This window comes from Acidithrix sp. C25 (genome assembly GCF_904848545.2).
Map to the genome: position 1 here is coordinate 995548 of NZ_CAJHCI020000006.1, position 20641 is coordinate 1016188.

Sequence of the window (20641 nt, forward strand, 5' to 3'; positions counted from 1 at the left end):
ATTGTTGAATTGGATTGCTTGTAAAACCTAACCATTTAGGAGTTAGGAGTAGCTTTCGTTGGCTTTCCTCCAGGCGACCTTGGCTGTAGCTACAGCTCTTCTAGTGCTTCGAATTGAACCGTTATAACCTAGCGCCACCAGCCTGACATGGATCGCCTTAGCCCGGACTTTAGCCTTAGACTTGTCAACGGCTTCCTCAATTACGCCAGCGTACTTATCGGTGGCCTTAGGACGCCTCTCATATTGACCCTGTCGTATCAGTTGTCCGGCATTTCGTGCTTGAACATACTTCTTTAGGGGTATTAGGAGAACAGCCAACGAACTGCGCTGCTCCGTTATACGATCTAAAAAGATCGTAAGCCTCAATAATTTCCATGGATTCTTTGCTATCCTTCACTTTGGGCCCTTTCTCGGCATTAGGAACTGGATAAATCCATAATGCCCCAAGATAAGGGCCTTCATTCTTCTTTTTTCTCAAAAAGTGATAGCCAGACCGCCTTTGCGTGCCCACTCTCGGGTCCTGGGGACCCGAGAGTGGGCCGTCACGCTAGGCGGTCATCCTGTATGCAATTTTCGTGGCCATATTCATTCATGCCAAATGGCCATATTCATGCATTTTTAAATGGCCGTTGACAGCCACTTACGTCTTTAGGGCCGCTTTGGCTAACGCAAGTTGCTAAAAAACCACATGGCAGTTTTACACCTCCTTCCAAACGGCCATACGGCACGGCCTAAGTCGATGATATACATATAACGCTGCACTCTAATTGCTATCAGCTTTTATGGGATTTACGACCTATTGCATTCATGACGATCGACAAAGGAGGGGATATGTCCATGAGATTTGGGAGGAAGTTACGAACTCAACTTGACTTTTAATGATTGCCAGGCACTCACACTCATCGTTTGTGGGCTCGACAATAATAATCAGAACCGAACCTAAGTTGCACAAGCGTACTAACCCTAAATAAGGTCCGGTTTTCAAAAATAGACTAGCTGAACTTCGGTCCTGCTATTGTTTTACGTTTCCATCGGTGTTAGCATCAGGTGTCATCACTTCCGGCTAAGCCACTAAAGCTCGCTCTATTACATCGTTGTTCCAAACCTCGGCGTTGCTAATCCCGAGTATTTTTCCTTAGAGATGTCTAGAACTAAGGAGTAGTATTGAATACGGTATCACTAAATCAGCAAACCATCATTGACCGAAAAAACCTATACACCAAATACCTCAAAGCGGTGCAAAAATGTGACTGTACGAAGTTAGAGGTTGGTTCATCTAGAACTCATTCTCAATTGCAATCATTCACGGTAGCAGCCACCGCCGCCATCCAACCTCCTGGCCCGATCTCAAACCAAACTGCTCCACGTTTTTTACACAGACGGGGATGTGCCCACCACTGGATAGGTGAGCGAGCGAGTCCAGATTCAGCCAAATTTCCTCACCATCGACCTCTAAATTAAATGCACCGAAAAGGTGGTCCCAACTTGGGGACACAAATCAAATAAGTAAGATTCCCGCGAACTCGCGAGACGACTTAGTCGTCTATAGCATTGCTCGAGATTTCTCCAAGAAAAAACCGCCCACTCCCACTGCGTCCTTGTAGTCGCGGGTCGCCTGTATCGCCTTATCCCAGGCGTTGTAATGAAACGCTGCACCACTTGTCGTCGCCGCAATTGGATGAGCAACTTTACCCGGGATGAACGATTCAAACCCCAGACCTAGCTGATGCTTCGCCTTGGAGTGGAGAATTGTACACTTTCATCTAAAGCATCGCTTGCTCATAGCGCCAAGGGACTGATCGCGACAACCATCGACGTCGCAGTGGTATTCATACAGCAACTCCATTTCGAATTTCTAGGTGGCAGTCGACATAGTGATCCGAACCAACTACTAACAAGTAGCGGCCTTGGTCCAAAGGTGAGAGTTGCAATCTTGACCAATAGCGAAGAGGATAAAAACCACAGGGACGTGAAAATGGATATTCCCTTTGTCGCAAACTTCGCAAAATCCCTACAGTCTTACAACCGCCTATTTTAGAAATCTCTTATCAATCGGCAACTATGCGATATTTTCAAATGAATTTTCAAATGTGGATATCGTGATTGAGTAGCGCTGGCGGCCTCTCAATCGGTTGATGAATCAGACCAGACAACTTTTCCCTACCCTGACAAATGACCTTCTCCAAAGCTTTCAGCAATTTGCGGATTCGGCGATTTGCGGATTCGGTACCTCCCCAATCATGGAGACGATAACCCAGGACATGAGGTCCACCAACCGACAATGGCACACGTATGGCAATTTACAAAAAGTAATCAAAGGAATTCAGATAATGACAACAAATAACCCAATGCAAATAGGTGTAGTCGGACTCGGGAGGATGGGTGAAAACATCGTTCGCCGTCTTAGGAGAGATGGTCATAGATGTGTCGTCTTTGACATGAATCTTGACGCCATAAAAACACTGGAGAAGGAAGGAGCAACCGGATCCAGTTCTGTGGCAGATTTGGTAACAAAGCTCTCCAAACCCCGTGCCCTCTGGGTAATGGTTCCATCTGGAGATGTAACTGGCAAAGTAATTGAGGAAGTAGCTTCTTCGATGGAACCGGGAGACATGATAATCGATGGCGGCAACTCCTACTATCGCGACGATATGGCCCGCGCAACATCGCTCTCCGAAAAGGGCATTCACTTAGTAGATTGCGGGACGAGTGGTGGCGTTTGGGGGATCGACAGAGGCTACTGTCTCATGATTGGTGGCGAAAGCAAGATTGTTGAACACCTCGAACCTATCTTTTCCACCATCGCCCCGGGAATTGATTCAGCGCCCCGAACTCCGGGTCGCAAAGGTAAGGCCGACACGGAAGAGCATGGATTCCTGCACTGCGGTTCCAACGGTGCCGGCCACTTTGTGAAGATGGTACACAACGGCATTGAATACGGAATGATGGCGGCATTTGCTGAAGGATTCAATATCTTGGTGAATGCGAATGCTGGAAAACGAAAATCCGAGTCTGACGCCGAGACCACCCCTATGGAGCAACCACAATTCTACCAGTTCGACATCGACGCCACAGCTGTCGCAGAAGTATGGCGTCGCGGAAGCGTCATCGAGTCCTGGCTATTGGATCTGACCGCGACTGCCCTTTTCAACTCACCCGACCTAGCCGGCTACGCTGGGCGAGTATCGGATTCTGGCGAAGGGCGGTGGACTTCCCTCGCCGCCATCGAAGAGGGAGTTCCTTATCCGGTGCTCACGACCGCCCTCTACTCTCGTTTCGCCTCACGTGATCTTGATGACTTCGCCAACAAGGTACTTTCCGCAATGCGTAAAGGCTTCGGCGGCCACGATGAGAAGAAGGGATGATATGTCAGCAATCACAAAGATGACTCCCCACGCCAAGCCGGCAGTTGTACTGTTCGACATCGACGAGACCCTCGTTCACACCGGCGGATCAGGAGCGCGAAGCTGGAGTGCCGCCTTCGATAAGCTTTATGGCATTCCAGCCGACATCGGAGAGCACAGCTCCGCAGGTGAGACAGACCCGCAAGTGGCAATAGCCACTTTCCGTGCAATTCTTCACCGTGATCCTAACGCCGACGAATTGGGCCGACTTTACGCACAGTATTTGCTGCATCTAGCCGATGACATCGGGGTCTCCCAAGGTTATAGGGTGCTGCCAGGTGCCAAGAAGCTTATTCTAAGCCTTTTGGAGGCAGGAGTAGGACTTGGTCTGGTCTCTGGGGCCATGGAGGGTGCGGCCCGCACAAAGCTAATACCTGCCAATCTCAATCGATTCTTTGTCTTTGGGGCCTACGGCTCGGACTCACCTGACCGGACTGAGTTGACTGGCCTTGCCATCGAAAAAGCCGGCCGTCTCCACGGCAAGCTCGCTCTGGAACAGGTCTATGTTGTGGGAGACACCCCTCACGACATGACCGCGACCAACGCAACAGGTGCTATATCGGTAGGGGTAGCAAGTGGCCACTATTCGACCGATGAACTCCAAGCTGCCGGCGGCGTTTACGTCCTTTCATCCCTTGAGAACGGATTTCCGGGTCTGTGATGGCTCTCTTGCAAACAACCCTGATTGAGCCTGTCCCCCAGCGCGGATTTAGCCCGGTACTATTGACCATCGACATGGCGCCAGTTGACCTGATTGCCATGACCAACGAGGATATCGCTCACCATAGTAGGTGGAAACAGGCCATGGCTGACCACGCCTGGCGTCGCCGAAAGCCGACATGCCAACTTGGCTGGGTCGCCAAGTGGTCCAAAATAACCAGCCAAAACACCCCCGTCGGGACTTATTGGTGCGTCGGTGAGACGGACGTCGCCCAATTGACAACGAGTAGCGTCGATGCCAAAGGCCAGCAGTTCGAGAGGGATGGGGACCGCCAGAGTATCCACCAGCTTGTTCGAAGAGACGATCACCACATATCGCTGCGATGCGCCAGCGACGATCTTCTCCCTGGTATGAGCTCCACCTCCGCCCTTGACGAGCCAACCTACGGGGTCCACTTGGTCGGCTCCGTCGATTGCGATGTCAAGATGGTCGATACCGGTAAAAGGCTGAACCCTCAGCCCCATTTCCCGCGCTACGTCAAAGGTGGCCAACGAAGTTGCCACACAAGAGATCTCCAGCTTACGGCGAGCAAGGGCCGGGAGCAGATATGCAACCGTCGATCCGGTACCGAGACCCACGGTCATGCCCTCCTCTACCAGTTCAGCTGCTGCCTCAGCAGCGAGGCGTTTTTCAGTTTCGATATGGAGAATTTCCGCTTCAGATTTCGTCAAATTATTTTCTCACCTTATGAGGATCTATCGTCCAGAAGTTGGTGGCCCAAAAGATCCATCCCTCCTGGAGATTTACCGGGGTTGCGACCTTCTCGACGCAGCAGTTTTTTGAAAAGCATAACTCAATTCCTACGAAAGGACAACTATGACGACAACACTTCGACCATCAGGTGATCTCGACACAATCAGCATCAACACCATCCGGACTCTCGCCATCGATGCCGTAGAGCAGGCAAATTCCGGTCACCCCGGAACTCCTATGGGGATGGCGCCTGTCGGCTACCAACTCTGGCAGTACGAATTGAATTTCGATCCCGCCGATCCACTCTGGCCAAACCGGGACCGTTTCGTACTCTCAGCGGGTCACGCCTCGATGCTCCTCTACTCGCTCTTGCACCTAGCCGGAGTAAAAGCGGTCAACCCTGCTTATGAGACCTTGGGCCATGCATCGGTCACCCTTGAGGATATCAAGACCTTCCGTGAGTTGGGATCGCGCTGTCCTGGCCACCCAGAGTATCGCTGGACGTCCGGGGTGGAAACCACGACAGGACCACTCGGTCAGGGAGTAGCGAACTCGGTAGGCATGGCCATCTCCTCGGCCTGGTTGGCCAGTCGATACAACAAACCCGGCTTCAATCTGTTCGACTATAAGGTCTATTCACTCATGGGCGACGGCGATATGATGGAAGGTATCTCCGACGAGGCCGCGTCGCTCGCAGGCCACCTGGGACTTTCCAATCTCTGCTGGATCTACGACAATAATAAAGTTACCATCGAAGGCCCTACAGCGCTCGCATTCAGCGAGGACGTGAGCAGTCTCTTTTTGGGTTATGGCTGGAACGTCACCAAGGTGAGCGATGCAAATGACCTTTCTATGTTGGCCAAGGCCTTTCAAGTATTCCGTGATGAAACGCAACGGCCCACCCTCATAATAGTCGACAGCCACATCGGCTTTGGTGCTCCTGACGTTCAAGATACAAGTGCAGCCCACGGAGCGCCATTAGGTGCAGAGGAGGCTAAAAAGGCCAAACATAGCTATGGCTGGCCCGAAAATGCCAAGTTTTTGATTCCCGAGGGTGTTTATGAGCACTTCGCAAAGGGGATCGGAGCTCGAGGTGGCGAGCTACGGGCGGCATGGATCTCGTTGTTCGCCGACTACGAACGTAAACATCCAACCCTAGCAGCCGAGATCTTGGCTATGCAGCATCGCGAACTTCCACTACATTGGGACGTCGACATTCCTACCTTCAACTCTGACCCCAAAGGAATGGCTACCCGTGAATCATCAGGGGAGGTTCTCAATTCTATCGCCCCTCGAGTGCCCTGGCTCCTTGGAGGATCGGCCGACTTGACTCCGTCAACTCTGACCCACCTTACCTTCGCGGGCGCCGGGGACTTCGAGGCAGCCGACCACAACGGCCGGAACCTCCATTTCGGGATCCGTGAACACGGTGCGGCAGCTATATCAAGTGGGCTCTCGCTCTCGAAGGTACGGCCCTACTGGTCCACATTTCTAGTCTTTTCCGACTACGCTCGAGGCGCGATCCGTCTATCGGCACTTATGGAAATACCTGTCATCCATATCTTCACCCACGACTCGATAGGTATGGGCCAAGACGGCCCCACCCATCAGCCGATAGAGCAGCTAGCCTCGTTGAGGGCCATACCGGGCCTCATCGTGCTCCGCCCAGCGGATGCGAATGAGGTAGCCGAGGCTTGGCGAGTCATTATGGAGCTACAACACAACCCGGTTGCCTTGGTCCTCACACGCCAAGCGGTTTCAACCCTTGACCGCTCTAGATATGGCTCTGCAAAAGGGGTTGCCAGAGGCGCCTACGTGCTAGCAGACCCCATTACAGGGCCACCCGCGGCTATCGTCATTGCCACTGGCAGCGAGGTCTCGTTAGCAATCGCGGCCTATGAGGAGCTAAGCTCGCAAGGGATCGCAGTTCGAGTAGTAAGTATGCCCAGTTGCGAGCTCTTTGACCGCCAGCCAGCCACCTACCGAGATTCGGTTCTTCCTCCGGAGATCCTTGCAAGGGTAGCAGTTGAAGAGGCATTCACCTTTGGTTGGCACCGCTATGTGGGCATCGATGGCGCAGTAGTCGGTATGCACACCTTCGGAGCTTCAGCTCCATTGAAAGACCTTCAGAACAAGTTCGGCTTCACCCCTGAAAAGGTGGCAGATACGATTCGTCAGCAACTTCAAACTCAACTTCAAAATCAAAGGAAAAACAGATGAAAGAACCAATCAGTCAAGCACTCAAGCTCGGCCAAAGCATCTGGTACGACGGTATTCGTCGTTCCCTCTTTGTCTCAGGAGACCTAGAGCGCATGGTGCAACAAGACGGACTACGGGGCATGACCTCGAATCCCTCAATCTTTGATGAAGCCATCGCTGGCTCTGGGGACTATAGCGAGCAAATTGCTCAGTTGCGCCGCTCGGGGCCTATGGATGCCAAGTCGGCCTATGAGCTTCTGGCAGTCGACGACATCCGTAATGCAGCCGACATATTTCGCCCGGTTTACGAAGAAAGCGGCGGCACCGACGGGTACGTGAGCATGGAGGTCTCCCCCGAGTTGGCCCACGACACCGCCGCTACAGTCGCTGAAGCAAAGCGATTGTGGGGTACGATCGACAGGCCTAATCTTATGGTAAAGGTTCCCGGTACCTTGGAGGGAATCCCAGCTATTCAGCAGCTGATTGGCGCCGGCATCAATGTCAATGTGACTCTGTTATTCGGCCGTGGCGCCTATGAAGAGGCGGCCCTGGCCTATCTAGCGGGCCTCGAGGATCGCCTAGCCGCAGGCGGTGGCATTAGCACTATTGCTTCAGTTGCCAGTATCTTTGTCAGCCGTTTAGACTCCGCACTTGAGAACCGTCTCGACCATTCCCTTTCCGGCAAGGTAGCCATCGCTAATGCCAAGGTTATTTACGCTTGCTCTCAGCGACTATTTGCCGGGAAGCGCTGGGATCTCCTAAAGCGATCCGGAGCCCAAACACAGCGACTGCTTTGGGCTTCCACTAGCACCAAAGACCCCTCACTACCCGAACTACTTTATGTCGAATCGCTTATTGGCCCCGACACAATCGACACGGTACCGCCGGCGACCTATGAGACTTTTACCGCTCACGGCACGGTAGCTTCTACGTTAGAAGAAAACTTAAAGGAGGCTCAGGCTCTCTTGGATAGCTTGAGCGGCCAAGGGGTAGAGCTCTCAGAGGTGCTCGATCAGCTGCTCAAAGAGGGGGTAGAAAAGTTCTCGGTCGCCTTTCGTCAGCTCTTGTCCTCGGTGGAAGAGGCTCTCGCAGATAAAAGCGAAAGAAATAACTGGAATCTCCACCTTTCTTTGCCGATCGATATAGCCAATCAAGTGGACGCGACGATCGATGAGTGGCGAGCAAAAGGGAAGGTGGCCCGGCTCTGGGCTCATGATTCAACGGTTTGGACTGGCCACGGCGAAGACGCTTGGCTAGGTTGGTTAGGCATAGCACGTGACCAAGCTGCACATACCCATCGTTTTGAAGCGTTGGCCACAGAGATCCACAAAGCGAAATTCACCGACGCAGTAGTGCTGGGCATGGGTGGATCGAGCCTATGCCCAGACGTCCTGGCACACACTTTTGCCCCACTAAAAGGATTTCCCAAGCTCCACGTTCTCGATTCCACCGACCCCGAACAAATCAAGGCAATGGAGGAAAGCATCGACTTAGCCCATAGCCTCTTTATCGTATCCTCCAAATCAGGCACCACATTGGAGCCTAACATCTTTGCTGCCTACTTCTATGGGCGCATGATCGAAGCTGTGGGCATCGAGAAAGCCGGCTCACACTTTGTGGCTATCACTGATCCAGGCTCTCCTTTGGAGGCCGTGGCAAAGAGGGATGGCTACCGTAGGATATTCTTCGGCGTGCCTTCAATTGGCGGTCGATACTCAGCTTTGTCGGACTTTGGCATGGTGCCAAGCGCGGCCTGCGGGCTAGATGTTGGGCGCCTGTTCGCCTCGGCGGAGATAATGGCACATGCATGTTCTCCATCGATGCCAGTCCGCGACAACCCCGGATTGGCACTGGGCGCAGTGATAGGCACCTGCGTAAATGCCGGTTTCGACAAGGTCACCCTAGTCCTATCTCCTGGAATTGCTCATCTTGGCGCCTGGCTTGAACAACTTTTGGCCGAATCCACTGGAAAGCAAGGCAAAGGCGTTGTGCCGATCGACCAAGAACCACTCGGCAAGCCCTTGGTCTATGGCTCCGATCGTCTTTTTTGTTATATAACACTCGCCGGCGACGACGATCCTGAGCAAGCAAAGAAGGTTTCGGCACTCACAAAGGCTGGCCATCCCGTCCTGCGCATCGAGGTGTCCGACCCCTACAGTCTGGGAGGTGAGTTCTTCCGTTGGGAGTTTGCTACCGCGGTAGCTGGTTCGATAATCGGCATAAATCCCTTCGACCAGCCTGACGTCGAAGAGGCCAAGGTGCTCGCTCGTCAGTTGACAGACAACTACGACACAGAAGGTTGCCTACCCGTACTGTCGCAGTTATGGGATGGCCAAGGGGTGACGCTCTATGCCGACGACAGAAACGGTGCTGAGCTAAATTCCACTGTCAAAGGAAATCTGGATCTCGTCTCCTATCTAAAGGCACATATAAGCCGCGCTGGCGCTGGTGACTATGTAGCGCTGCTCGCCTATGTACAGATGTCACCTGCTCACCAGGCTATCCTAACGCAAATGAGGACGATGGTGCGAGATATCCTCTTTGTGGCTACATGTGGCGAGTTTGGACCCCGCTTCCAACACTCGACAGGCCAGGCCTACAAGGGTGGACCCAATACCGGAGTTTTCCTTCAGATCACCTGCGATGACGCCGTAGGTTTGGTTGTTCCTGGCCATCGCTATAGCTTCGGGGTTGCAAAGGAGGCCGAGGCCAGAAGTGACCTCGATGTATTGGCCACGCGTGAGCGGCGGGTTTTGCGGGTCCATCTTGGCCCTGAAGTGACCCGCGGGCTGGAACAGCTTCGTGACGGGCTAGGCGAAGCACTCAGGACGATCTCCCTAAATCAATAAATCCCTTATCTTTTTGATCCACCATCGCTTGACACCCGATGGTGGATCTCCAATTCGTACAAGTATTGAGGCAATGGACAGATTTTCCGAACAGGCCAGCATTCTCACTACCACAAAGACCAAGGAACTAAAATGGATATTCAACAGCTACTAGGGGATGAAGCTAATTCCCTGCTCGGTCACACATGCAAGGGGATTTCCAAAAAATCCCTCACGCTGCCAGGTCCGAACTACATTGACCGAATCATGGCACAGAGCGACCGCTCTATAGTTGTCTTGCGCAACTTGGCGCACATGTACAATCATGGTCGGCTTGGTGGCACAGGTTATCTATCGATACTGCCAGTTGATCAGGGGGTTGAACATTCTGGCGCCGCTAGCTTCGCTCGAAACCCAGCTTATTTAGACCCCTCAAATATTTGTGAATTAGCGGTCGAAGGCGGGTGTAATGCCATAGCCTCTACCTTGGGTGTGCTTGGCATGGTCGCTCGACATTATGCCCATCGAATACCTTTCATCGTCAAGCTCAACCATAACGAGCTACTTACCTATCCAAACCACACTCGCCAAATCTTCTTCGCCTCTGTGCAACAGGCCTTCGATCTCGGAGCGGTAGGTGTAGGGGCGACCATCTACTTCGGCTCCGAAGACGCCGACCGTCAGTTGGTCGAGGTGAGTGCGGCCTTCGCCGAAGCTCATCGACTGGGATTGTTTACCGTACTGTGGTGCTACCTACGAAATGATGCCTTCGAACATGACGGAATAAACTACGAGACCTCAGCGGACCTAACCGGACAGGCCAACTACCTGGGCGTGACCATCCAAGCCGACATTATCAAACAAAAACAGGCCACATGCAATGGAGGCTATTACGCGGTGGACTTCGGAAAAACCGACCCTATCGTCTACTCAGAGCTCACCACAGATCATCCCATCGACCTCACTCGATGGCAAGTGGCCAACTGCTATTTGGGTAGGATCGGACTCATCAACTCCGGAGGCGGATCGGACGGACCCAACGACCTAGCCGGAGCCGTGCGCACAGCGATCATCAATAAGCGTGCTGGAGGAGTCGGGCTCATTGTCGGTCGTAAGTCATTTGAGAGACCTTTGTCTGATGGCATTGAGCTCCTCAATGCAGTCCAAGACGTCTTTCTCGACCCCTCAATCACGGTGGCCTAGACTATGGATACCGTCGTATCCGTAACTATTGATCCGACCCGATTCAGTAGCTTTAGACAAAGGCGGTCTTCCTCAGTGGATTTTGCCTCCACCGCCACCAGTCGCACTCTGATTCCAGAGCGCAATAACACTCCAACTCTTGGCGCCTTGGACGAATCTTTAGCGCCTTTTATCCTCTGTCAGAACTTGAGAGGAAGCCGTCATGAAAACTAACCCATCTGCAAGAGTCACTTCTGAGATAACTACCCAAACGATACGCCGCCATGTCTTTTGGGCTGCTGCCATTACTGCACTTGGTGGACTCCTTTTTGGATATGACACCGGAGTTGTATCAGGTGCATTGCTCTTTTTGCACGTCGATTTTGGGAGAATATCATCTCTCGACAAGGAACTAGTAACAAGCCTCCTCCTTGTTGGAGCGATGGTTGGGGCATTTTTTGCGGGCAAGCTTGCCGATACTATCGGGCGGCGGCGAACTGTTCTTATAACAACGGTACTCTTTATGGTCGGAGTCCTTGGCGCTGGGTTCTCACCCAGTTTGCTAGTTCTGATCATTATGCGCTTTGTGATTGGTGTTGCTGTAGGTTCAGCTTCAATGGTCGTTCCGCTCTACATTGGTGAGGCGGCTCCGCCTAACCTTCGTGGCGCCCTTGTCAGCTTCAACCAGTTGGCAATCACCTCTGGTATTCTCAGCGCCTATCTAGTTGACTATGGACTCTCCTACACTCAGAACTGGCGGCTCATGTTTGGCCTTGCCACCATCCCCGCTGCTGCCCTATTTGTCGGCATGCTCTTTCAAGCGGAGAGCCCTCACTGGTTGATCGCACAAGGTCGAGAAGACGAAGCTCGAGCTGTACTAAAGCGAGTACGAGCCAGCGGTGAGATTGAAGCCGAGATTACTGAGGTACGAGAGCTCAGCCAAAAGAAGACCCATGCCAGAGATCTCTTGAATCCTAAAGTTCGCGGGGCATTAACCGTTGGGATTCTTCTAGCGGTCTTTCAACAGGTGACTGGTATCAATACCATCATCTACTATGCCCCTACCCTCCTTCACGGTGCGGGACTGGGTAATTCTGCATCACTGCTTGCTAACGTAGCAAACGGGGTGATAAACGTCGCAATGACTATCGTTGCTATTCGATTGATCGATCGAGTTGGTCGTCGACCCCTACTGTTGGTAGGAACAAGTGGTATGGCTATCTCCTTGGTTGTGCTTGCATTAGCATTTGTCGTAGGTGGGAATCACCTCACAGGTGCGACGGCAATTATAGCTATTATCGCTTTACTCCTCTACACTGGATCCTTTGCAGTTGGCCTTGGGCCTACCTTCTGGTTACTAATTAGCGAAATCTATCCGGTTGGTATCAGAGGTCGAGCCATGAGCGTTGCCACGATTGCCAACTGGGGTGCGAACTTTGTTGTTACGATTTCCTTCCTAACACTGCTAAATGCCATTCACGGATCGGGAACGTTCTTCCTCTTTGGCTTTTTGACCATTGTCGCACTTGTGTATTTCCAACGAAAAGTGCCAGAGACCAAGAATCGCAGCCTACAGGAGATAGAACGAGATCTCTTTGGAGGTGAGAGTTCCAAGGTGGGGGGAGAAAGATAACTAAACTACAGTGTTATGTCGATCGGTAACGACTCAAGCTGAACTTTGGTCCTCGATAGTTTGATTCACAACCTTTCCACACAGGTATGGTCGGTTTTGCATCTCTCGCGTCGAGGGGCAATGGTTGGTTTACAAAACGGTCATCATCGCTCCATGGTGAGTCGACAGAGATCAAGCTATAGGTTTTAAACATTATTTGAAGCAAATGGCGGTCTCCATTTAGTGGTCCAAAATGGGTCTTGCATCCAAAGAGTCTCCAATAAATAGGTCACCATCCCGATCGGCGCCGTGACTTGAGTCAATGACGGTATCAGCCTGAACCTCACCAAAGTGTTGCCAGCAACATAGGCGTAACACACGCCAGAATAGGCCAATACACCTACGAAGATTGAGGCTTCAAAAGTTACCTTCTCAGATGTCATGGAGCTATAGATTGGAACCCTATCTCCGCCAAAGTCAACGAACAACTTGTAACCAGGTAGATGTTCAAGATGCATAGTTAGAGAGTTGACCACCTTGAGCGAACGCATCAGAACACAAAACTGTGAGTAACTGTAACTTTGATCGCCAAATTGCTCTTTGTATTCATCCCAAAGCACTTTGCGTGTGAGAGATGGGTGTTTGGCCATCTCTTTGATCAGTCCATCGAAGTCAGGGGTCACCTTCTCCTTAGAAACTGGTCCTGATGCCTTTGGGTATTAGATCTCCTTCAGCTCTTGATCGCTAAGTTCAAGGCCTTGAGCGATACTTAGACCGCATTTGACAATTGCGTTTAGATGTTTAGATACTTCTCTGGTGTGAAATCGACAGCGATGTCCCGATTTCACGAAAGGTATAACGATCTTCGTTAGCCAAACGAAGAATATCTCTGATTACTTTCAAATCAATCTCCCATTTTTTCCTTATCATTTCCTGGTTTCTCCTGGTTTCTAAGCCATCGTTATTGATGGCTCAAAAACCGAGTCTTACCTAAGAAATTCACCTGGTCGCAAGTCTTGATATTCAGTGGTCGAAAGATTGAAAAATAGTCAATTCCAGTGATGGTGGTCACCACAATTACGACGAGATAGATTGACAAATCACATCAAGAGAGTTAGTATTTGAAAAAGGAAGCCCAGACCCCGCATCCCTTATCAACAGAAATTTCTTTCTCGATGGGACGGTATACGCGATGGCGAAAACGGAGTCCGAACCGATCAGCACGCTCATACCGGCGCGTATAGACCGCCTTCGCTGGTCGCCCTTCCATACGCGCATGGTGATCGCCTTGGGCGTTGCCTGGGTGCTCGACGGGCTCGAAATTACAATTGCGAGCGACGTGGCTGACCTCCTTCAGAGGAAGAGTACACTTAGCATGTCCCCACGAGCGGTGGGCGACATAGCGTCGGTCTATCTCATTGGCGAGGTGGTCGGAGCTCTTGTCTTCGGTCGACTTTCGGATAAGCTCGGGCGGCGGAAGCTCTTTCTCGTAACGCTAGGCGTGTATCTTCTGGGCTCAGGTCTCACCGCCGCCACGCTTGGTCACGGTAGTGGATGGGTGATTTGGCTCTACGCCACTCGATTTATCGCCGGCATGGGTATCGGCGGTGAGTACGCCGCCATCAACTCCGCCATCGACGAGATGATCCCCGCGCGATACCGAGGTCGAGTGGACATTGCAATCAATGGTACATATTGGGGTGGCGCCCTAATCGGCACCTTGGCCGAGCTCTATATCCTCAATTCTTTCTCCGCCACCGTGAGCTGGCGACTCGGCTTCCTCCTCGGGCCGGTACTTGCCGTGGCAATCATCTTCGTTCGACGTAATCTCCCCGAAAGCCCCCGGTGGCTAATCATGCATGGGCGAGAGAAGGAAGCCGAAGTAGCGATCAAGCGAATGGAAAAAGAGTCTTCGGGTGGCGGAGATCTGCCACCGTTCGACGAATCGAAAGCACTCGTCATCAATCCGATCTCCGACCTCGGATACTATAGGCTGGCGCGTGTGCTGTTCACCCAGATGCCGAAACGAAGCATCTTGGGTGCGACATTGATGATAACCCAGTCCTTCTTTTACAACGCGATCTTCTTCACCTACGCACTGGTCCTCGCGACGGTCTACCACGTGTCAAGCGGCTCAATACCGCTGTACTTCATCGCCTTCGCTGTCGGTAACCTTGCCGGCCCCCTCATCCTCGGTCGGCTTTTCGACACAATCGGTCGACGGTTCATGATCAGCTCTACCTACCTGCTGGCTGGCGTACTACTGGCGTTAAGCGCGTGGGCATTCGACGCCAACCTGCTCGACGCGCTGACCCAGACCATCGCTTGGTCGCTGGTCTTCTTCTTCGCCTCCGCGGGAGCTAGTGCAGCGTATCTCACCGTGAGCGAAATCTTCCCGTTAGAGGTTCGAGCGAAGGCGATCGCCGTCTTCTTCGCCATTGCTCAGGCCTTTGGCGCACTGGGGCCTAACATCTATGGCGGCCTGGTCAACAACCACCGTGGACTCTTTTTTGCTTACCTGGTTGGGGCCGGGGTCATGATCATCGGCGGCGTCGCGGAGTTGGTGTTCGGCGTCGCAGCCGAGCAACAGTCACTCGAAGATATCGCAATGCCGCTCTCAGCCGTGGGAAACAATAGTGGCGGGACGATCACGACTGCAGTACGACCAGGATTCGCCCGCGGCGGACCTCACGATTCCGTCTACCCAGAACGCACGCATCGACCGACAGATGATGGGGGACGGGATGATCGGTGACGCCAACCTATGGGCTGCCGACCTAGAGCCTGCACGCATGGTCTTCGATATACGAGCCCTCCGGTGATTCAACATCCGGCCTTTACAATTGAGCCATGGTGCCTGCGCGAAACCGAATTGAACCTCAATATCTTGGCGCAGACCGAGTCGCTGTTCGCATTGTCCAACGGACACATCGGCTGGCGGGGCAATCTGGACGAAGGTGACCCATACGGTCTTTCGGGAAGCTATTTGAACGGCGTGCACGAACTCCGACCACTTTCCTACGCCGAAGCCGGTTACAGTTATTCTGAGCGCGACCAGGTCGTGGTAAACGTCACCGACGGAAAACTGATTCGACTATTGGTCGACGACGAACCGTTCGATGTTCGTTACGGCGAGTTGCACAGCCACGAACGCGTCCTAGATTTTCGCGCGGGGGTCCTCGACCGACGGGTCGAATGGTCGTCACCGTCTGATCGAAGGGTGCGGATAGCTTCTACGCGTCTAGTGTCCCTCGTCCAAAGGTCTGTTGCGGCGATTCGTTACGAGATCGAAGCCGTCGACCATGAAGTACGTGTAGTGGTTCAATCCGAGTTGGTTACGAACGAACCGCCACCGCCGCCGAGCGGTGACCCCCGAGTTTCGGCGGTACTAGATAGTTCGTTGCAAGCGGTAGGCTACGCCAACGAGGGGACTCGCTGCGAATTAGTGCACCACACCAAACATAGTGAGATCACCGTCGCGGCAGCTATGGACCATGAGGTGGAAGGCCCGGATTCGACGGAAGTGGTTGCTGAATGCTCCGACGATCTCGGACGCTTGACGGTTGCGGTCACGCTCGAACCAGGAGAGTGTCTGACGATCGTTAAGTACGTCACTTACGGATGGTCGGCTACTCGTTCGGAGAAGGCACTGCGCGATCAAATAGATGCGGCTCTCTTGGTCGCCTCGAGGACCGGCTGGGAAGGACTCCTGGCGGAACAGCGCAAGTTCCTAGAAGATTTTTGGGATCGCGCTGACGTCGAGGTAGACGGCGACGATGAGATCCAACAGGCCGCACGCTTCTCGCTCTTTCACGTGTTGCAGTCGGGAGCTCGAGGTGGACGTCGCGCGATTCCCGGCAAGGGACTGACCGGCCCGGGTTACGATGGACACGCGTTCTGGGATAGTGAGACGTTCGTGTTATCGGTACTTACTTACACAATGCCTGACGCTGTGGCACACGCCTTGTCGTGGCGCCATGACACGCTCGCATCAGCGAAAGCTCGAGCATCAAATCTCGGTCTCAAGGGAGCACTATTTCCTTGGCGAACTATTACGGGAGCCGCGTGCTCGGCGTACTGGCCAGCGGGCGTGGCGGCATTTCACGTCAACGCCGACATCGCCGATGCCGTCATTCGATACGTAAAAGCGAGCGCTGACGAGAAGTTCGAGCGAGGCGTTGGTCTGGAGTTATTGAGTGAAACGGCGAGGCTATGGTATTCCCTCGGTCACTTTGTTCGCGACGGAGGATTCCGTATCGATGGAGTAACCGGTCCCGATGAGTACAGCGCGATCAGTGATAACAACATCTACACCAACCTCATGGCGCAGAGAAATCTACGGGCCGCTGCCGACGTGGCCGAGCGTTACTGTGAATCATCGCGCGCACTCGAGATCGAAGAGGCGGAGATCCTCGAGTGGCGTCGTGCCGCTGACGCGGTGGTGATTCCCTTCGACGCAGTTCTTGGCGTTCATTCGCAGTCCGAGCGTTTCACTGACCACCAGGTATGGGACTTCGCGACCACGTCGAAAGAGCAGTACCCACTCTTTCTCAATTTTCCTTACTTTGACCTCTACCGCAAGCAGGTCATCAAGCAGGCCGACCTGGTGCTGGCCATGTACTTACGCGGTGACGCATTTACCCTCGAACAGAAGAGACGAAACTTCGAGTACTACGAGAAGCTCACCGTGCGCGACTCTTCCCTCTCAGTTTGCTGCCAAGCCATCATCGCGGCCGAAGTCGGCTACCTGGCGTTAGCGTACGACTACCTCGCCGAAGCCGCCCTAATGGACTTAGAAGATCTTGAGCACGACACCCGCGACGGTCTGCACGTAGCGTCGTTAGCGGGAACGTGGATTGCGCTGGTGGCCGGATTCGGAGGGATGCGCGAAAGCAACGATACGCTAACATTCGCTCCCCGTCTCCCCGAAGGGATTACTCGACTAGCCTTCAACATGGAGTTTCGCGGCCGACGCCTACGCGTCGAGGTAACACCATCGATGGTGAGTTACGTCTTGACCCATGGGGACGATCTGGAACTCTTTCACTTTGATAGGGCGATGACCGTGTCCACGAGTGGTCCCACTGTCTTTACGTTGACTCACGACCACTCGCGTCAATCGACACCCTCGATGCCGAGCCAACCCTTCGGGCGGACGCCCCGGCATCGCGTCACTACCAGTTCTCACGAGCAACAGGAGGCACCATGAGCGCGCCAAAGAAGGATGATCAAGTCAAGGACGTAGACTTTGCCGCCTACCACGCGTGGTTGTTCGACATGGACGGCGTATTGACGAACACCGCGTCAGTACACGCAGGTGCATGGAAGCAAGCATTCGACGAGTTTCTCAAGACAGAGGCGACTAACACGGGAAAGACGTATGCACCATTCGACGCCGAGGGCGACTACGAAAAGTACGTCGATGGTGAACCTCGTGACGACGGGGTTCGCAACTTCCTCACCGCGCGTGGCATCACCCTGTCCGAGGGCGCTGACGATGATCAATCTGACGCAGGCACCATCAAGGGGGTGGGTAAACGCAAGAACGAGCTCTTCCTGGAGGCCCTGAAGAAAGAGGGGGTGAAGGTCTTCGATGGCGCGGTGGCGCTCGTGAAGGAACTTCGCCTTAAGGGCGCCAAGGTGGCTGTCGTCTCGGCCAGCGAAAACACTAAGACGGCTCTAGTGGCAGCCGGTATTATCGATCTCTTTGACGCGGTCGTCGACGGACACGTCGTCAAGGATCTCGATCTGAAGGGGAAACCTGCACCCGACAGCTATCTCCAGGGAGCGAAGGTCCTGGGAGTGGATGCAGATACCGCCGTGGTCCTCGAGGATGCCCTGGCTGGTGTCGAAGCGGGTCGGGCCGGACGATTCGGCTTAGTTGTCGGTGTCGACCATCACGACGCGCCCGGTGTGCACGACTACGCCGATGGACTTCGCGCCCACGGTGCCGACGTCGTCGTGACGAGTCTCGCCGAGCTGATGACCCATGGATCGCACGCCGCGGGCGACAACCCGCAGTAGTGGCGTGGGTGGAGAATCCCAGCCGTGCTGGGAGTGACACGATTTCTGCGCTTCATCGACCTAGATGCACGACGGTGGCGAAGTTGGTGCGCGAAGTGCGGACGTTCGCACGGCCCACCGATCTCAAAGTTCTTTCACCATATTTCGATAACTCGCATGAAACAATGATATACTCACAAAGGACGCCCAGACCTCGCATCTTTCTCGACCAACAATGGTCGGTTTCAAAATGAAAGTGTGCGGGATGGCCTACATGGACGGCGAACTTAATTCGGTAGCGACGACGTCGCCTTCACGTCACTTTCACTTTCCCAAAGAATTCCGCGAGTACCCTGACGACATGGGTAGGCCGTCGCAGTTCTGGGCGCGGAAGACCACTCGTCGACAGGAGTCCGCCCCCCATGGACTCCCGTCGACGACGATTACTCGGTTGGTGGCGACTTGACTAGAAGCTTGCGCGGAGTACGGCCCGATAAGCAAGGCATGGCTAACGTGAACCACCTTTCGCCGTGCGCCGCCGACTCCCTCGTCATATTCGGCATCACGGGAGATCTCGCCAAGAAGATGACCTTCCAGGCGTTGTATCAACTGGAGTTGGCTGGCGAGTTGAACGTTCCGATCATCGGCGTAGCCGAGGAGGACTGGTCCGTCGATCACCTGCGTTCCTCCGTACTCGCGGCATTGAAGTCGGGTGACGAAGTGGTCGACAAAGGGATATTTGACCGCCTAGCGAAACGGTTCAGGTACGTACAGGGCGACTTCAACAACCCCGCCACCTACCAGGCGCTCGCGAAGGATCTGCAGAGGAGTTCACACTCCTTGTACTACCTAGAGATACCACCCGGACTATTCGCTCCGGTGGTCGCCTCTCTAGACGAGGCAGATCTCCTCCAGGGCGCCCGGGTGATGATCGAAAAGCCCTTCGGTCACGATCTAGCGTCGGCCCGTGTACTTAACAACGATCTCCATCGTGTGCTCGACGAAAGTCAAATTCTCCGCGTCGATCACTTCTTAGGAAAGCAGCCGGTGACTGACATCTCCTACCTGCGTTTCGCGAACACGATCCTCGAGCCGGTATGGAACCGCGAACACGTGGCTGGTGTCTACGTCACACTGGCCGAGAACTTCGGAGTCGATGATCGCGGCGCATTCTACGATCCCGTCGGTGCGATGCGCGACGTGATCCAGAACCACCTCATGCAGGTCGTGGCGTTGATTGCCATGGAGGCGCCCGCAGGGCCGGGACATGCTGCGCTCTGGGACAAGAAGGTGTAGGTATTCCGAGTGATGGCCAACGTCGAACCGACTGCTTGTGTGCGAGGTCAGTACACCGGGTACCTCGATGTTCCCGGCGTCAAAAAGGGGTCAGAAACGGAGACCTACGTGGCCCTGCGATTGGCCATAGAGAACTGGCGATGGGCCGGGGTGCCGTTCTTCATCCGGTGCGGTAAGGAATTAGCCGAAGCGGTTACCGAAGTGAGGGTGGTCTTTAAACGTCCGCCTCGCTTGGCGTTTCTGGATACTCCCCAGCACACCGATCCGAACCAGCTGATCATTCGCGTCAGTCCCGATCCCGGCGTACGAATGGCTCTGTTGTCAAAGGGCCCCGACGGTAGGGCGACGAGGGACGTGCAGTTGGACCTTTCCTTTGTCCACGAGTTAGGCAAGCCGTCCGGGGCCTACGAGCGTCTCTTTCACGATGCGTTAAACGGCGACCAGTCACGCTTCACTCGGGAGGATGTCGTCGAAGAGACGTGGCGAGTCTTACAGCCGCTGATCGACCAACCGCCCTCGATCGATAGATATGAGCGCGGGTCATGGGGACCAAAGAGTGCCAACGACCTCCTGCGGGGTCACACGCCTTGGCAGTTGCCGTGGCTCGCGACTTCGAAATCCGGGAATTCATAACGAGGCTCGCTACGAAAGTTTGAAGGAGAAAAGGATAGTGATTACAGAGCAGCTATCGCAAATCAGCGTC

15 protein-coding genes and 1 pseudogene are annotated in these 20641 nt (G+C 53.8%); 12 read left to right on the forward strand and 4 right to left on the reverse strand.

Annotation, left to right across the window (positions count from 1 at the left end; all coding sequences use genetic code 11):
* Positions 1-42: 42 nt before the first annotated feature.
* Positions 43-366, reverse strand: a complete 324-nt coding sequence (locus ACIDITHRIX25_RS73525) for a hypothetical protein (RefSeq protein WP_201732655.1) — start codon at positions 364-366, stop codon at positions 43-45.
* Positions 367-1726: 1360 nt separating this feature from the next.
* On the opposite strand from ACIDITHRIX25_RS73525, the gene ACIDITHRIX25_RS73530 reads away from it, so the two are divergent.
* The 3 genes from ACIDITHRIX25_RS73530 to ACIDITHRIX25_RS73540 all read left to right on the forward strand — a co-directional run bounded on the left by ACIDITHRIX25_RS73530 (position 1727) and on the right by ACIDITHRIX25_RS73540 (position 4065).
* Positions 1727-2038, forward strand: coding sequence for a hypothetical protein (locus ACIDITHRIX25_RS73530; RefSeq protein ID WP_213333408.1), 312 nt, complete (start codon positions 1727-1729; stop codon positions 2036-2038).
* A 310-nt stretch (positions 2039-2348) separates the two neighbouring features.
* Positions 2349-3365, forward strand: coding sequence for a phosphogluconate dehydrogenase (NAD(+)-dependent, decarboxylating) (gene gnd, locus ACIDITHRIX25_RS73535; protein WP_201732957.1), 1017 nt, complete (start codon positions 2349-2351; stop codon positions 3363-3365).
* A 1-nt stretch (position 3366) separates the two neighbouring features.
* Entirely contained in the window at positions 3367-4065 is a 699-nt protein-coding gene (locus ACIDITHRIX25_RS73540; protein ID WP_200891323.1) for an HAD family hydrolase, read from the forward strand.
* Between the two features lie 59 nt (positions 4066-4124).
* Here ACIDITHRIX25_RS73540 and rpiA read toward each other — a convergent pair whose 3' ends face one another.
* Positions 4125-4796 carry a ribose 5-phosphate isomerase A gene (gene rpiA, locus ACIDITHRIX25_RS73545; RefSeq protein WP_201732657.1) on the reverse strand — a complete coding sequence of 224 codons (672 nt, stop codon included), beginning with the start codon at positions 4794-4796 and terminating at the stop codon, positions 4125-4127.
* Between the two features lie 145 nt (positions 4797-4941).
* Between rpiA and tkt the strand changes: the two genes are divergently transcribed.
* The 4 genes from tkt (at position 4942) to ACIDITHRIX25_RS73565 (ending at position 12660) form a co-directional block, all read left to right on the forward strand.
* Positions 4942-7038 carry a transketolase gene (tkt, locus tag ACIDITHRIX25_RS73550; RefSeq protein WP_201732658.1) on the forward strand — a complete coding sequence of 699 codons (2097 nt, stop codon included), beginning with the start codon at positions 4942-4944 and terminating at the stop codon, positions 7036-7038.
* Positions 7035-9866: a bifunctional transaldolase/phosoglucose isomerase gene (locus tag ACIDITHRIX25_RS73555; protein ID WP_201732659.1), complete on the forward strand. Its 2832-nt coding sequence runs from the start codon at positions 7035-7037 to the stop codon at positions 9864-9866. The genes tkt and ACIDITHRIX25_RS73555 overlap by 4 nt, the downstream gene beginning before the upstream one ends.
* Positions 9867-9998: 132 nt before the next feature.
* On the forward strand, positions 9999-11048 hold the full coding sequence (locus ACIDITHRIX25_RS73560; protein WP_052607062.1) for a class I fructose-bisphosphate aldolase: 1050 nt from the start codon (positions 9999-10001) through the stop codon (positions 11046-11048).
* A 202-nt stretch (positions 11049-11250) separates the two neighbouring features.
* Positions 11251-12660: a sugar porter family MFS transporter gene (locus ACIDITHRIX25_RS73565; protein WP_201732660.1), complete on the forward strand. Its 1410-nt coding sequence runs from the start codon at positions 11251-11253 to the stop codon at positions 12658-12660.
* Positions 12661-12845: 185 nt separating this feature from the next.
* On the opposite strand, the gene ACIDITHRIX25_RS73570 is transcribed toward ACIDITHRIX25_RS73565, so the two are convergent.
* Together ACIDITHRIX25_RS73570 and ACIDITHRIX25_RS73575 are read right to left on the reverse strand one after the other, a co-directional pair.
* The gene (locus ACIDITHRIX25_RS73570) at positions 12846-13322 is read right to left on the reverse strand and encodes a transposase (RefSeq protein ID WP_201732661.1); all 477 of its coding nucleotides are present in this window, start codon (positions 13320-13322) and stop codon (positions 12846-12848) included.
* A 118-nt stretch (positions 13323-13440) separates the two neighbouring features.
* The gene (locus ACIDITHRIX25_RS73575) at positions 13441-13569 is read right to left on the reverse strand and encodes a hypothetical protein (protein WP_283770398.1); all 129 of its coding nucleotides are present in this window, start codon (positions 13567-13569) and stop codon (positions 13441-13443) included.
* 262 nt (positions 13570-13831) lie between these two features.
* Between ACIDITHRIX25_RS73575 and ACIDITHRIX25_RS73580 the strand changes: the two genes are divergently transcribed.
* The 5 genes and pseudogenes from ACIDITHRIX25_RS73580 (at position 13832) to zwf (ending at position 20571) form a co-directional block, all read left to right on the forward strand.
* A complete protein-coding gene (locus ACIDITHRIX25_RS73580) occupies positions 13832-15394 on the forward strand; it encodes an MFS transporter (protein WP_201732662.1) in 1563 nt (520 codons plus the stop codon).
* Between the two features lie 63 nt (positions 15395-15457).
* Positions 15458-17848 carry a glycoside hydrolase family 65 protein gene (locus tag ACIDITHRIX25_RS73585; RefSeq protein WP_201732663.1) on the forward strand — a complete coding sequence of 797 codons (2391 nt, stop codon included), beginning with the start codon at positions 15458-15460 and terminating at the stop codon, positions 17846-17848.
* A complete protein-coding gene (locus tag ACIDITHRIX25_RS73590) occupies positions 17845-18663 on the forward strand; it encodes an HAD family hydrolase (RefSeq protein ID WP_201732664.1) in 819 nt (272 codons plus the stop codon). Before ACIDITHRIX25_RS73585 ends, ACIDITHRIX25_RS73590 begins: the two co-directional genes overlap by 4 nt.
* A gap of 244 nt (positions 18664-18907) precedes the next feature.
* Positions 18908-19108, forward strand: coding sequence for a hypothetical protein (locus ACIDITHRIX25_RS73595; protein WP_201732665.1), 201 nt, complete (start codon positions 18908-18910; stop codon positions 19106-19108).
* 38 nt (positions 19109-19146) lie between these two features.
* A pseudogene (gene zwf / locus ACIDITHRIX25_RS73600) lies at positions 19147-20571 on the forward strand (glucose-6-phosphate dehydrogenase).
* The last annotated feature ends 70 nt before the right edge of the window (positions 20572-20641 follow it).

What these genes read in the sequence shown, in the direction of transcription:
- ACIDITHRIX25_RS73530 (WP_213333408.1), top strand. Translation starts at nt 1,727, where the DNA reads ATGCTTCGCCTTGGAGTGGAGAATTGTACACTTTCATCTAAAGCATCG.
- gnd (WP_201732957.1), top strand. Translation starts at nt 2,349, where the DNA reads ATGCAAATAGGTGTAGTCGGACTCGGGAGGATGGGTGAAAACATCGTT.
- ACIDITHRIX25_RS73540 (WP_200891323.1), top strand. Translation starts at nt 3,367, where the DNA reads ATGTCAGCAATCACAAAGATGACTCCCCACGCCAAGCCGGCAGTTGTA.
- tkt (WP_201732658.1), top strand. Translation starts at nt 4,942, where the DNA reads ATGACGACAACACTTCGACCATCAGGTGATCTCGACACAATCAGCATC.
- ACIDITHRIX25_RS73555 (WP_201732659.1), top strand. Translation starts at nt 7,035, where the DNA reads ATGAAAGAACCAATCAGTCAAGCACTCAAGCTCGGCCAAAGCATCTGG.
- ACIDITHRIX25_RS73560 (WP_052607062.1), top strand. Translation starts at nt 9,999, where the DNA reads ATGGATATTCAACAGCTACTAGGGGATGAAGCTAATTCCCTGCTCGGT.
- ACIDITHRIX25_RS73565 (WP_201732660.1), top strand. Translation starts at nt 11,251, where the DNA reads ATGAAAACTAACCCATCTGCAAGAGTCACTTCTGAGATAACTACCCAA.
- ACIDITHRIX25_RS73575 (WP_283770398.1), bottom strand. Translation starts at nt 13,569, where the DNA reads ATGATAAGGAAAAAATGGGAGATTGATTTGAAAGTAATCAGAGATATT.
- ACIDITHRIX25_RS73580 (WP_201732662.1), top strand. Translation starts at nt 13,832, where the DNA reads ATGGCGAAAACGGAGTCCGAACCGATCAGCACGCTCATACCGGCGCGT.
- ACIDITHRIX25_RS73590 (WP_201732664.1), top strand. Translation starts at nt 17,845, where the DNA reads ATGAGCGCGCCAAAGAAGGATGATCAAGTCAAGGACGTAGACTTTGCC.
- ACIDITHRIX25_RS73595 (WP_201732665.1), top strand. Translation starts at nt 18,908, where the DNA reads ATGGCCTACATGGACGGCGAACTTAATTCGGTAGCGACGACGTCGCCT.